12 protein-coding genes are annotated in these 13,319 nt (G+C 58.0%); 10 read left to right on the top strand and 2 right to left on the bottom strand.

The window, feature by feature from the left end; all coding sequences use genetic code 11:
• Positions 1 to 226 precede the first annotated feature (226 nt).
• From I6L49_RS03470 to I6L49_RS03490, 5 genes are all read left to right on the top strand, one after another.
• Positions 227 to 2,179: a bifunctional diguanylate cyclase/phosphodiesterase gene (locus I6L49_RS03470; protein WP_013723827.1), complete on the top strand. Its 1,953-nt coding sequence runs from the start codon at positions 227 to 229 to the stop codon at positions 2,177 to 2,179.
• A 143-nt stretch (positions 2,180 to 2,322) separates the two neighbouring features.
• Positions 2,323 to 3,888, top strand: a complete 1,566-nt coding sequence (locus I6L49_RS03475) for an AbgT family transporter (protein WP_216950605.1) — start codon at positions 2,323 to 2,325, stop codon at positions 3,886 to 3,888.
• A gap of 71 nt (positions 3,889 to 3,959) precedes the next feature.
• On the top strand, positions 3,960 to 4,685 hold the full coding sequence (gene nfsA / locus I6L49_RS03480; protein ID WP_100653948.1) for an oxygen-insensitive NADPH nitroreductase: 726 nt from the start codon (positions 3,960 to 3,962) through the stop codon (positions 4,683 to 4,685).
• A 191-nt stretch (positions 4,686 to 4,876) separates the two neighbouring features.
• Complete coding sequence (locus I6L49_RS03485; protein ID WP_005337161.1) at positions 4,877 to 5,641, top strand: hypothetical protein; 765 nt, start codon at positions 4,877 to 4,879, stop codon at positions 5,639 to 5,641.
• Positions 5,635 to 6,189 carry a VOC family protein gene (locus I6L49_RS03490; protein ID WP_216950606.1) on the top strand — a complete coding sequence of 185 codons (555 nt, stop codon included), beginning with the start codon at positions 5,635 to 5,637 and terminating at the stop codon, positions 6,187 to 6,189. The genes I6L49_RS03485 and I6L49_RS03490 overlap by 7 nt, the downstream gene beginning before the upstream one ends.
• A gap of 145 nt (positions 6,190 to 6,334) precedes the next feature.
• Here I6L49_RS03490 and I6L49_RS03495 read toward each other — a convergent pair whose 3' ends face one another.
• Entirely contained in the window at positions 6,335 to 7,558 is a 1,224-nt protein-coding gene (locus tag I6L49_RS03495) for an MFS transporter (protein ID WP_216950607.1), read from the bottom strand.
• Between the two features lie 95 nt (positions 7,559 to 7,653).
• On the opposite strand from I6L49_RS03495, the gene I6L49_RS03500 reads away from it, so the two are divergent.
• A complete protein-coding gene (locus I6L49_RS03500) occupies positions 7,654 to 8,529 on the top strand; it encodes a LysR family transcriptional regulator (protein WP_005337156.1) in 876 nt (291 codons plus the stop codon).
• Between the two features lie 63 nt (positions 8,530 to 8,592).
• The gene (locus I6L49_RS03505) at positions 8,593 to 9,549 is read left to right on the top strand and encodes a LysR substrate-binding domain-containing protein (protein ID WP_216950608.1); all 957 of its coding nucleotides are present in this window, start codon (positions 8,593 to 8,595) and stop codon (positions 9,547 to 9,549) included.
• A gap of 81 nt (positions 9,550 to 9,630) precedes the next feature.
• Here the strand turns inward: I6L49_RS03505 and ribA are convergent, their stop codons facing one another.
• Positions 9,631 to 10,224 (bottom strand): GTP cyclohydrolase II, encoded by a 594-nt coding sequence (gene ribA, locus I6L49_RS03510; protein ID WP_005337152.1) that lies wholly within the window; start codon positions 10,222 to 10,224, stop codon positions 9,631 to 9,633.
• Positions 10,225 to 10,472: 248 nt separating this feature from the next.
• Between ribA and cmk the strand changes: the two genes are divergently transcribed.
• The 3 genes from cmk (at position 10,473) to ihfB (ending at position 13,307) form a co-directional block, all read left to right on the top strand.
• Positions 10,473 to 11,165, top strand: a complete 693-nt coding sequence (gene cmk, locus I6L49_RS03515; RefSeq protein WP_005351160.1) for a (d)CMP kinase — start codon at positions 10,473 to 10,475, stop codon at positions 11,163 to 11,165.
• 94 nt (positions 11,166 to 11,259) lie between these two features.
• Positions 11,260 to 12,930 carry a 30S ribosomal protein S1 gene (gene rpsA, locus I6L49_RS03520; protein WP_005337148.1) on the top strand — a complete coding sequence of 557 codons (1,671 nt, stop codon included), beginning with the start codon at positions 11,260 to 11,262 and terminating at the stop codon, positions 12,928 to 12,930.
• A gap of 92 nt (positions 12,931 to 13,022) precedes the next feature.
• Positions 13,023 to 13,307 (top strand): integration host factor subunit beta, encoded by a 285-nt coding sequence (gene ihfB, locus I6L49_RS03525; RefSeq protein ID WP_005299934.1) that lies wholly within the window; start codon positions 13,023 to 13,025, stop codon positions 13,305 to 13,307.
• Positions 13,308 to 13,319 lie beyond the last annotated feature (12 nt).

Genomic DNA, 13,319 nt, shown 5'->3' on the forward strand with positions numbered 1-13,319 from the left:
TGGCTGAGTCCTTTGTAGTATTGCCGTACAGGCTGCCCTGTTGTTGATATCTGAAATAGTTTTGTCCGCTCTTGGCTATGTGAAAAGGGATAATGGCCGAGAGGTATTTGCACCTTGCATTCTGCAGCTAGCGGTTTGCCAGATCTGTTTTCCGGTTAACCAGTGACCATCCAGCATGAATGACCTTGACCAGATGAATACGCTTGACGAACGGTTACTGAAGACGATGGATGTTCTGCATACCCCGATCTGGGTTTATGACATCGAGCATCACCATATTTTCTGGGCAAACAGCGCCGCGCTCTCCGTGTGGGAGGCGACGTCTCTCGACGAACTCTGCTCCCGCGACTTCTCTGCCGATATGGCAACCGCCATCGATCTGCTGCTGCAGCGCTATCTGGGTGATTTTCAGCAGGGTCGCAGTTACAACGAGTGGTGGACTCTCTCCCCAAAGGGGGTCAAGAAGCAGATCTATCTGCGCCTCTCCGGTATTCAGCTGGCTGGCCGGCTGATGATGATGACCGAAGCGGTGCTCGACTCCGATACCCTCTATCAGGAGTCCTCGCTGGCAACCGGCGATACCTTGGCCTGCCTGTTCGATAGCCACGGTGTGTTCGAGAGTGGCAACTATCACTTCGAAATGTGTTTCGGCCACCAGATCGCCAAGCTCTCCCAGGTTTTCTCCGGCAATGATGACAGCTTCTACCAGAAGCTCTCCCGTCTCGATGAAGTGGTGACCGAGGGGGAGTGCCGTACCCTCAAGGGGATGCGCTGGTTCCAGTATCAGTTCCGCTATATCCAGCAGGGGGCCCGCATTCTGCTCACCATGCGGGATATTACCGATCGCAAACTCGAAGAGCTGGAGCATCGCCACCTCGCCTGGCACGACTCCCTGACCGGCCTGCTCAATCGGTATGGCTTGATGAAATCCCTTGAGGCCTATTGCGGGCTGGGAGAGCGTTTCGCGCTGGTGTTCATGGATCTGGACAACTTCAAGCTGGTCAACGACAACTACGGCCACAAGGCGGGAGATCGCCTGCTGGAGCGGGTCGCCGGTCGCCTCAAACAGATTTGCCCGCGGGATGTGGAGCTGGCTCGCCTCGGTGGCGATGAATTCACAGCACTGGTGCCGTTGGGCAATCAGGGGGATCGGGCGCAAGAGGTGGCCGATCAGATGCTCTCCCAGATGACCAAGCCGCTGCAACTGAGCGGGCTGCCGGAGGTGACCATCGGCGGCAGTATCGGTATCGCAATCTATCCCGATGATGCGGATGACGGGGACAACCTTATCACCCGTGCCGACATGGCCATGTATCAGGCCAAGCAGATGGGGCGGCTGCGCTGGCAGCGTTTCACCCCCAGCATGCAACAGACCCTGCAGCGCAAGCTCAATCTAAAGCAGTTTCTGGCCAAGGCCATCGGCCGTCAGGAGCTGAGCCTCTGTTACCAGCCGCAGGTCGATGCCGCCAAACGGCGTCTGATCGGTTACGAGGCACTGCTGCGCTGGTACAACCCGGTGCTCGGCCATGTGTCGCCGGTGGAGTTTATCCCGCTGGCCGAAGAGATGGGGCTGATCCGCGAGATTGGCAGCTGGGTGCTCTCCACCGCGCTGGCACAGGTTGCCAGCTGGCAGAAGCGCTTCCATCAGCGGGTGCCGGTCTCCGTCAACCTCTCCGGTTTCCAGCTCTCGTCGGCGCTGCCCGGGCAAGTTCGTCAGCAGCTGGAGCTGCACGGGGTGGATGCCTCCCTGTTGACGCTGGAGCTGACCGAAACCGTGCTGATGCTCGATATGAAGGGGTGCCTCGGTATTCTCGACGATTTGAGCGAACAGGGGATCAAGATTGCCATCGATGATTTCGGTACCGGCTACTCCTCGCTGGCCTATCTCAACCGGTTGCCGATCAACAACATCAAGCTGGATCGCTCCTTCGTGGTCGGCCTCAACTTGCCGGTGATCCGGGCGACTGCGGCCATGGCCACCAATCTGGGGTTGGGGATCATGGCGGAAGGGGTGGAGGAGCCTCACGAGCTGGCCGCCCTGCAGACCCAGGGGTGCCATGTGTTCCAGGGATATCTGTTCAGCAAGCCGCTGACGGTGGCGCAAGTCGAGGCGAGCGGTTTTGTGGTGGAGTGCCAGGTCGGGCGTTATCCACTGCTAGATGCCGTGATGGCAGAGTAACAAGTGTGCGTTAGGCCACAACTTGGGATTTTATTCCGCAATATTTAATCAAAATTAATCATTCTTTTGCGATCGGTCATGAGACGGATGGGCTGGAATTGCTAGCATGCGACCTCGTTTCTAGGGAAAGGAGTATCGCAATAATGAGTCATGCTGCTGTCAATGACCGTCCGGCCAGCCCTCCCAAAGGTTGGCTGAACCGTTTCCTCAATGGCGTCGAGAAAGCCGGGAACAAATTACCCGACCCCGCCATGCTGTTCCTCTACGCCTTGCTGATCGTCTGGGTCGGCTCCTGGGTGTTGTCACAATTCCAGTTTGATCTGGTCAATCCCCGTACCGGGGAGGCGGTAGTGGTCAACAACCTGCTGACCGGTGCCGGTCTGGCCGAGTTTCTCTCTTCCATGGTCACGACCTTTACTGGTTTTGCCCCGCTGGGGATCGTGTTGGTAGCCATGCTCGGGGTCGGGGTGGCCGAGCAGTCCGGTTTTATCAATACCGGTCTGAAAAAGTTGCTGAAAGTGACGCCTGCCCGTTTTCTCACTCCCATGCTGATCCTGGTGGCGATCGTCAGCCACACCGCCGCAGATGCAGGCTATGTGCTGGTGATCCCCATCGGCGGCATCATCTTCCACGCTGCCGGACGCCATCCGCTGGCGGGGATCGCCGCTGCCTTTGCCGGTGTCTCCGGCGGTTTTGCCGCCAACTTCCTGCCCTCCGGCGGGGATGCGCTGCTGCAGGGCTTTACCCAGTCCGCCGCTCAGTTGCTCGATCCTGACTACATGGTCAACACCCTGTGCAACATCATCTTTACCGGTGCCTCTTCGTTGCTGATCATCTGCGTCGGCTGGTTCGTCACCGAAAAGGTGGTGGAGCCGCGCCTCAAGCATGTGGCGCTCAACGAGGATCTGGAGAGTGCCGACGAGATGGGGCGCTACAGCGCGCAAGAGAGCCGGGCCTTCAACTGGGCCGGGTTTGCCATGCTGGCGGCTATCGTGCTGCTGGCGCTGGCGCTCTCCCCGAGCGATTCACCGCTGCGTGCTGCCGATGGCTCCCTGACCACCTTCGCCGCGCCGGTGATGAAGTCCATAGTGCCGCTCATCTTCCTGCTTTTTATCCTGCCTGGGATTGTCTACGGCTTTGTCGCAGGTAGCTTCAAGAGTGGCAAGGATGTGATCGATGCCATGTCGGCCACCATGAACAAGATGGGCTCCTACATGGTGATGGCCTTCTTCTGCGCGCTCTTTATCAAGGCGTTTGGTGACTCCAACCTGGGCACCCTGCTGGCCCTCTCCGGTGCCGAAGTGCTCCATGCGCTGGCGCTGCCCGGTGAAGTGACCATCGTCGGGATGATCCTGCTCACCGCCACCGTCAATCTGGTAGTCGGCTCGGCCTCCGCCAAGTGGGCGCTGATCAGCCCGATCCTGGTACCCATGCTGATGGCGGTGGGGATCTCCCCCGAGCTGACCCAGGCGGCCTATCGGGTCGGGGATTCTGCTTCCAACATCATTACCCCGCTGATGGTCTTCTTCCCGCTGGTGGTGGTCTATTGCCAGCAGTATGTTAAGAGCACCGGGATCGGTACCCTGGTCTCCATGATGCTGCCCTACTCGCTGGCCTTCCTGGTGAGCTGGACGATTTTCCTGCTGCTCTACTGGGCGCTCGGCTTCCCGCTCGGGTTGCAAGCCCCTTACGTCTATCCGGCCCCTTAAGCTGGGTGTGCGAGGGAGCCTTGGGCTCCCTCGTTTTTTTCGCTATGGTGTTACCTCATTTTGGAGGTGCCATGAATCAGACCATCGATCTTATCCTTTCCCATCGCTCCATTCGTCAGTTCACTGCCGAGCCGATCGCCCCGCAGCAGCTGGATGCCATCCTCGCCGCCGCCCAGTCCGCCTCGACCTCTAGCTTTTTGCAGGTGACCAGTATTGTGCGAGTCAGCGAACCCGAGGCGCGTCAGCAGCTGGCCATGCTGGCGGGCAATCAACCCTATGTGGTGCAGGCGGCCGAGTTTCTGGTGTTCTGCGCCGATTACCACCGCCACACCCAGATCGTGCCCGAGGCCCAGACCGGCTATGCGGAGCAGTTGCTGATCGGAGCCATCGACGGCGCCCTGATGGCGCAAAACGCCTTGCTTGCGGCGCAGTCGCTGGGGCTGGGCGGGGTCTATATCGGCGGCATTCGCAACCATCCGGCCGAGGTGAGCGAACTGCTCGGCTTGCCCCATCAGGTGATCCCGCTGTTTGGCCTCTGCCTTGGCCATCCTGCCCAGCAGCCGGAGCAGAAACCCCGTCTGCCCAGGGGCTTGGTGGTGCATCAGGAGCGCTACCAGCACGAGCTGGATCGCGACCTGCTGGCCCGGTACGATCAGCAGATCGCGGACTACTATCAGGCCCGCAGCAGCAACAACAAGCAGCAGACCTGGAGTGGCCAGATCCGCGCCATTCTGGGCAAGGAGTCCCGCCCTTTCATGCTGGGATTCCTGCAATCGCGGGGCTTTAACCTCAAGTAATGGCGCTGATGGGCGATACTATGGGGAGGTGACCGTCATGGTCATCATCCCCTGATCCTGCAATCTCTCCCTGAGACCGGGGGCACAGCTTGGTGACAAATCGTGGGCAAGGGGAGATCTGCAGGCTACCTTAAGTGGGTAAGCTGTTGTAGGATCACGCAATTGGATAGGAACAGGGGTTTGGACATCCTATGATTTTAACTTTGGTATTGCTGTCTATTGGCGCACTCCTGTTTTTGGTTATCGCCTATAACGTGGTGCAGCAATATAAGCAGAAGGCAGAGGCGGACAAGCGTCACGCTGTTGCCAGACACAAGACGGTGGCTGACGAGACCGAAGAGGTGTTGCTGAACGTCAATCTGGTGCCTTTCTCCAAGAACATGGTGTTGCTGTTGCAGCACCGGATCCTCGATGCCTATCGCGCTATCGCCCAGGTGATGCCGAACAATCAGATCAAGCAGCGCATCGTCGATGTGCAGACCCAGATCAAGAATGTGCAGGAGAACTACAGCGTGCAGGATGAGGGGCAGTTCAAGACCCCGGAGTCCGATCGTCAGGCGATCCAGATGCTGCAGCTGGTCAAGAAGATGCGGGCCGTGCTGCGGGTCGAGCACAACAAGGGCAAGATTGACCCTCAGGGGTTTGCCCAGGAAGAGCGCCGCCTCGAGCTGATGCAGCTCAAGATCAACATCTCCAATCTGGTCAAGCGGGCGATGGATGCCCGCATTCAGGGCCAATATGGCACTTGCCGCCAGCTCTATACCAAGGGACTCTCTGCCATGGCGAGCGTGGGCGACAAGGATCCCTATTTGCTGGCCCGTGAAGAAGATATGCGTCAGGGGCTCAAGGAGCTTGAAGAGCTGCAGCAGCAAAACAGCGCGCAGGATCTGCAAAACATCAAGGACAAGGAAGCCGACGAGCTCGATGTCCTGTTTCAACCCAAGAAGAAATGGTAAGCATGTCCCACCCACTCGATTCCACACTGGGGCCAATGGCCCCATTTGTTTCTCAGCTGTTGGCCGAACTGGCCGCTGCTGGCGTCACATTTTCCCGGCCGACGGTCGATCACCTCTGTTATCGGGCGGCCACCTTGCAGGAGTACCGCGCGCTATGTGCTGTATTGGCTGAAGCGGGCTCCTTGCTGGTGGAGGGGATGATCGGCGGGCGCCCTATTGCGACTTATCAGTTGCATCAGCCGCTGCTGGCTGATGAGGTACAGGTACCCTGTATCGAGCTGGCTGCACCGAAACCGGGTCGCGTCCATCAGGCGGGGCTGGAACATATCGAGCTGGTGGTCACTTCACTGCAAGATCTGGTAACGTGCTATCCCGAGCTGCCATTCAAAACCGGCAACATGCAGGATACCCGCAACCCCGATATTGGCCTGATGTTGCCCTCCGGACAGATCAAGTTTCATCTGCGCTCGCTGGCTGAGGTGATCGCCGAAGAGGTGGCGACCGGTGCTGTGATCGCGGTGCCTGCGAATTATTTCGATCAGGAGTGATCCTGCGCTCAATGCGGTGCGAGCCTGACAGGCTCTTGAATAACGCAGCAAAAGGGGTCACCGGTGTGACCCCTTTTGTTATCTGGCGGTGCTGGGTTGCGAGATCGCCATCTGCTCGTGGGTGACTCTGTTTGCGCTGAGCCCGTTACCCATGTCGGTGGGGTTGCTGGGCGGGCAGTGGCGATCGGCTTCGCTGCTTGAGACGGCCGAGCCAGAGGCTCAAGCCCGCCGTCAGGATGAGGACCAGTTCAATCCCCATGACCAGACCGCCCAGCTCACCCTGCTCCCAGAAGGGGTGCAGGTAAAGTCCCCCCAGACTGGCTCCCAGATAGTAGGCCACCAGATAGAGGGAGGAGGCGAGGGCGCGGTTGTGTTCGACATGATGACCGACCCAGGCGCTGGCGCAGGCGTGTGCCAGGAAAAAGCCGAAGCTGGAGATCAGCAAGCCACTCAGGATCCCGAGCAGGCTAGCTTGCAGCAGCCACAGACTCCCGAGGGCCATCAGCGCGATCCCGACCAGCAGCATGCGTTGTGCCCCCCAGCGATTGGCAAATCGGCCGCTCAGAGAGGAGGCCACCGTCCCCGAGAGATAGGTGAGAAACAGCATGCCGAGCCACTGGGTGGGCAGGGAGAAAGGGGGCTTGGCCAGCAGGAAAGTGAGGTAGCTGAACTGGTTCAGAAACACCATGAAGTTGAGCCCCCCAATCAGATAGGCCCCCACCAGCAACGGGTTGGTCAGGTGTTGCTGCAAGGCGCGGACAAATTGGCCGCGAACGGGGGAGCTTGCCACAAAGCGGGTCTGATAGGGCAGCAGCCAGAAGACCAGTGGCAGCAGCGACAGGCTGATCACACCAATCCCCAGAAAGGTGTGCTGCCAGTCGCCAAACCAGCCTGCCAGCAGGCCGCCGACCACCCGACCGGCAATGCCACCGAGGGCGTTGGCGGCAATATAGACCCCCACCGCCGAGAGGAGCGCCCGTTTGCTGAACTCTTCCCCCATATAGGCAATCGCGGTCGCGGGCAGTCCTGCCAGCAGCGCGCCCTGCAGGATGCGTAGCAGCAGCAGGGTGCCAAACTGCTCAACCAGCGGGATTAACAGTGAGAGCAGGATCGCCAGGGTGAGGGTACCCAGCATGACCTGCCGACGGCCATGGCGATCCGCCAGTCTGGCGCAGATCAGCAGGGAGGCGGCGAGGCCAGCAGTGCATCCTGCCAGGGTCCAGCTGGCCGAGAGGGAGTTGACCGAGAAGACCTCGGCGATCAGGGGTAACAGGGGATGGGTCTGGTAGAGGTTCAGAAACACCAGAAAAGAGCCCAGGCTGAGGGCCAGGGTTGCACGTATCCACTCGCGACTTCCAACTTCAATCATTGCGTATTGTCCTGACTACTTTTGGTCAGGGTAGAGTCCTTGCGGTTATAAATATAATATATTTAAGTTATCCATCTCATAAGATGAATTGATACGTGGATCTGAAACAGCTCACCTATCTGCTGGCGGTCAGGGATGCCGGCTCATTTACCAAGGCAGCCAACAGTCTGCATGTGGCACAACCGGCCATCAGTATGGCCATCGCCAAGCTGGAGCAGCAGCTCGAATTGCGGCTGTTTGATCGGCAGGACCGGGCGGTACGGCTCACCCCGGAGGGAGAGGTGCTATGTCGCCATGCCGAGCGTCTGTTGCTGCAGATGCATCAGGCCGAGGCCGAGATGGCCGAGCTCAAGGGGCTGGAGCGGGGGGAAGTGCGGATCGGGATCCCCTATATGATGGGCTCCTACTATTTCCCCCCTCGTCTGATGGCCTTCAAGCATCGCTATCCCGGCCTCAAGATCCGGGTCGAAGAGGCCGGCACCCGTGAGCTGCTCAGCCGGATGGTGGATGGCTCCCTCGATCTGGCCATTCTCATCACCAGTGATCTCCCCCCCGCCATCGAGGGGGCACATCTGCTGAGTGAAGAGATGTTGATGGTGGTGGGGGACGATCACCCCTTGCGCGGCGAACCGGCCGTCACCCTTTCGCAGTTCTTTGCTCAGGAGCTGGCGCTGTTTCGCCGTGGCTTTTATCACCGGGAGCATATGGAGGCGCTGGCCCAGAGCCTGGGCGTTGAACCCGATATCGCCTTCGAGAGCAATCTTATCCCTCTGCTCAAGGCGGTGGTGCGGCAAGGCTTTGCGGTGACCACCTTCTTGCGGATGGTGCTGGAAGAGGAGCCGGATCTGAGTGGCGTGCCCTTCGACCCGCCCATCTACCTCGACCTCTGTGTGGCGTGGCGGCGTGGCGATCCGCTCTCCATGGCCAACCGTGCCTTGCGTGATTTCCTACTCAAGGAGCGCCCGGCCTGATGGCGGCGGGTCATTGCTGAAAGTTTGTTACTATTAACGGTGGGTTCGCTTGAGGGCTACACCATGAAATTGCAGCAATTGCGCTATATCGTCGAGGTGGCCAACCACAGGCTGAATCTGTCGGCCACCGCCGAGAGCCTCTTTACCTCCCAGCCCGGGATCAGCAAACAAGTGCGGATGCTGGAGGATGAGCTGGGGATCCAGATCTTCGAGCGCAGCGGCAAACACTTGACCCAGATCACCCCCATCGGTCGGGATGTGATCAAAGTAGCCGCCGAGGTGCTCGACAAGGTCGCCACCATCAAGGTGATGGCCAGGCAGCATGTGCATCCGGAGCAGGGAACCCTCACCATTGCCGCTACTCATCTGCAGGCCCGTTATATTCTGCCTGCCATCCTCAAGGGTTTCATGGCCCGCTTTCCCAAAGTGGCCGTAACTGTGATGCAGGGGAGTGCGGCGCAGTGCCGAGCAGCCGTGCATGATGGCGCTGCCGATCTGCTGCTGGCGGATGAACCGGAGGATGGGAGCGATCTGCTTGTGCTCCCCTCTTTTCAGTGGCAACGGGGCTTGGTGCTGCCCAAGGAGCATCCGTTGGCCAGAGCAACATCGCTGACCCCGGCCGAGCTGGTGGAGTTTGCATTGGTGACCGATGGAAGGGCTCTCTCCACAACTCATGGCTCTGATTGCGCTCATGCCGAGAGCCGGATCGCCTGCTGTGCGAGCGACAGCGATGTGCTCAAGACCTATGTCAGACAAGGCATGGGCATCGGAGTGATGGCAACTTTTGCCTGGGAGCCCCAGCGCGATGGTGATCTGCTGCTCAAACAGGTGCCTTGGCTACCTAGTGGCGTTGCCGCTATCGGGTTGCGCAGAGGGGCGTTTTTGTGCGGCTATCTCTACGATCTGATTGGACGTCTCGCGCCGCAATTGACCCGGGAGCGGGTTGAACAATACTGTGCTGCCCGCACTGGCGAAGAGCTTGAAGCTATGCTGGCCAATTTGACCGTGCCACTTAGATAGCTTGGGTTGATGTGTGGTCATCCCAAGAAAAACGCCTCCCAATGGGAGGCGTTTGACAATCTGACATTCGTCAATTCAGGCTCACTTCTTCAGCATATGATCCAGCTTGTTGGCCTTGGTCGACAGATAGAACTCGTTGTGGGGATTGCGCCCTTCCTGCAACGGTACCCGTTCGGCCACCGGAATACCGAAGGATTCCATCGCTTTCATCTTGCGCGGGTTGTTGGTCATCAGTTTGAGAGACTTGACCTCAAGCTGCTTGAGCATATCGGCGCAGATGGTGTAGTCGCGCATATCGGCGGCGAAACCAAGGGCCACGTTGGCTTCCACGGTATCGGCTCCCTGATCCTGCAGGTGATAGGCGCGGATTTTGTTGAGCAAGCCGATGCCTCGGCCCTCTTGACGCACATACAGCAACACGCCACGACCGGCTTTGGCGATATTCTCCATGGCCGCCTGCAACTGGAAACCGCAGTCACAACGCAGGCTGAACAGGGCGTCGCCGGTCAGGCACTCTGAGTGGATCCGGCCCAGCACGGGCTCTTCACCGGTAATGTCGCCCATCACCAGTGCGGCGTGATCTTTGCCTGTGCCGGTTTCCTGAAAACCTACCAGCGTGAAGGTGCCCCAAGGGGTTGGCAATTTGGATTTGGCCACGAGGGTAACGCTGCTCATAGGTTGCTCCTTACTACTAACGGCTCAAAAAAGGGGGCCAGTTTAGCGCGCCTTGTCAGGAACGACCATAAGAACAAGTCCCTGCATTGCTTAATGAAATCTCCAAATGAGATACAAGCACAGCTGTCCGTCGGGGTTTTGGCCCTTTGTGCGGATTGATGACTGCCAGGCTCACCACATTCGGGTATAATCGGCGCCCATTAACCCACCCCTTCGGGATGGGAGCAACACAGTGCAGGAGAGAAGTTATGCCTCAGATGGCCCCCGTAATGACAATTGATGGCCCCAGTGGTGCAGGTAAAGGCACCTTGTGTCAGCTGCTTGCTGAGAAGCTGGGTTGGCACTTGCTGGACTCGGGCGCCATCTATCGGGTGTTGTCCCTGGCCGCCCTGCATCACGATGTAGAGCTGGACAGTGAAGCCTCACTGGTGCCTCTGGCTGCCAATCTGGATGTGCAATTTCAGGTAGAAGGCGATCTGGTCAGGGTGATCCTGGAAGGGGAAGATGTCTCCCGCACCATCCGCACCGAAGAAGTGGGTAATGCTGCCAGTAAAATCGCCGCCTTCCCCCGGGTGCGCGAAGCCTTGCTGCGCCGTCAGCGGGCATTTCGTCAGGCCCCGGGTCTGATTGCCGATGGTCGTGACATGGGGACAGTTGTTTTCCCCGAGGCCGAGGTGAAGATTTTCCTCGACGCCAGTGCCGAAGAACGGGCCCAGCGTCGCTATAAGCAGTTGCAAGATAAGGGCTTTGATGTTAACTTTGAGCGTCTTTTAACCGAGATTCGGGAACGTGACGATCGCGACAGAAATCGCGCTACTGCACCCCTGAAACCGGCAGAAGATGCTCTGGTGGTAGACTCTACCGCCATGACCATAGATGAAGTGCTGGCAACAGTACTCGCCTATGCAGAGCAACAACTTGGTGATGCCAGCGCAAGCTGACATCCGGTCGTCTGCACCAAGGATGGCGCAGATTATTTAAAACAGCCCCGCTTGTGCCGGATTGCAAGTGGATGTTTCATTTGTGACATAAACAATGATCGAATCTTTTGCTCAACTCTTTGAAGAGTCCCTGAACGCCGTTGAAACCCGTCAAGGTTCCATCGTCAAGGGTACTGTCGTTGCTATCGAGAACGGTTTCGTACTGGTTGACGCCGGTCTGAAATCCGAGTCCGCTATCCCGGCTGAAGAATTCAAGAACGCCATGGGCGAGCTGGAAATCAACGTCGGCGACACCGTTGACGTGGCTCTGGACTCTATCGAAGATGGTTTCGGCGAAACCAAGCTGTCCCGCGAAAAAGCCAAGCGCCACGAAGCCTGGCTGCAGCTTGAGAAGGCTTACGAAGAGCAAGCTACCGTTATCGGTATCATCAACGGCAAGGTCAAGGGTGGTTTCACCGTTGAACTGAATGGCATCCGTGCCTTCCTGCCGGGTTCTCTGGTTGACGTGCGTCCGATCCGTGACACCGCTCACCTGGAAAACAAAGAACTTGAGTTCAAAGTCATCAAGCTGGACCAGAAGCGCAACAACGTTGTTGTTTCTCGTCGTGCCGTGATCGAGACCGAGAACACCTCCGAGCGCGAAAGCCTGCTGGCTAACCTGCAAGAAGGTCAAGAAGTTAAGGGTATCGTCAAGAACCTGACCGACTACGGTGCATTCGTAGATCTGGGCGGTGTTGACGGCCTGCTGCACATCACCGACATGGCGTGGAAGCGCGTTAAGCATCCTTCCGAAATCGTCAACGTTGGCGACGAGATCGCTGTCAAGGTTCTGAAGTTCGACCGCGAGCGTACCCGTGTATCCCTGGGCCTGAAGCAGCTGGGCGAAGATCCCTGGGTTGCTATCGCCAAGCGTTACCCGGAGACCACCCGTCTGTCTGGCCGCGTGACCAACCTGACCGACTACGGCTGCTTCGTTGAAATCGAAGAAGGCGTTGAAGGCTTGGTACACGTATCCGAGATGGATTGGACCAACAAGAACATCCACCCGTCCAAAGTTGTTAACGTTGGCGACGTGGTTGACGTGATGGTTCTGGACATCGACGAAGAGCGTCGTCGTATCTCCCTGGGTCTGAAGCAGTGCAAATCCAACCCGTGGCAGCTGTTTGCCGAAACTCACGCCAAAGGCGACCGTGTTTCCGGCAAGATCAAGTCCATCACTGACTTCGGTATCTTCATCGGTCTGGATGGCGGCATCGACGGCCTGGTTCACCTGTCTGACATCTCCTGGAACAACCAGGGCGAAGAAGCCGTGCGTGAATTCAAGAAAGGCGACGAGATCGAAGCAGTTGTTCTGCAAGTGGATCCGGAGCGTGAGCGCATCTCCCTGGGTGTCAAGCAGATCGAAGAAGACCCGTTCAACAAGTACCTGGCTGACAACAAGAAAGGTGCTATCGTGAAGGGTAAGGTTACCGAGGTTGATGCCAAAGGTGCCGTTATCGAACTGGCTGATGGCGTAGAAGGCTACCTGCGTGCCTCCGACGCTGCTCGTGACCGTGTAGAAGACGCCACTCTGGTGCTGTCTGTTGGTGACGAAGTTGAAGCTAAATTCATGGGCGTTGATCGTAAGAACCGCACCGTAAGCCTGTCTGTCCGTGCTAAGGACGAGGCTGATGAGCGTGTTGCTATCGATAACCTGAACCAACAAGAAGAAGTTGTGTTCAGCAATGCTATGATGGAAGCGTTCAAAGCCGCCAAGGGTGAGTAATCCTTGATGCAAGAAAAGGGCGGCATTGCGCCGCCCTTTTTTATCCTGGCAAAATGAATATTGCATGTGATCGGGGAAGGAGATTTAACGTTATGACCAAATCAGATCTCATCGAACAACTGGCAGCCAGCCGCATGCATATGCCGGCCAAGGATGTCGAAGCCGCCATCAAGGAGATCCTTGAGCAGATGGCGTCGACCTTGCAAAACGGCGACCGGATTGAAATCCGCGGATTTGGCAGTTTTTCACTGCACTATCGTGCGCCTCGTGTGGGCCGCAACCCCAAGACTGGGGACAAGGTTGAACTGACCGGGAAATATGTCCCGCACTTCAAACCTGGTAAAGAGTTGCGCGAGCGCGTCAACATCATTGAATAATGCAGAAATGGG

Source organism: Aeromonas sp. FDAARGOS 1419 (assembly GCF_019047045.1).
GTDB classification, from domain to species: Bacteria; Pseudomonadota; Gammaproteobacteria; order Enterobacterales; family Aeromonadaceae; genus Aeromonas; species Aeromonas veronii.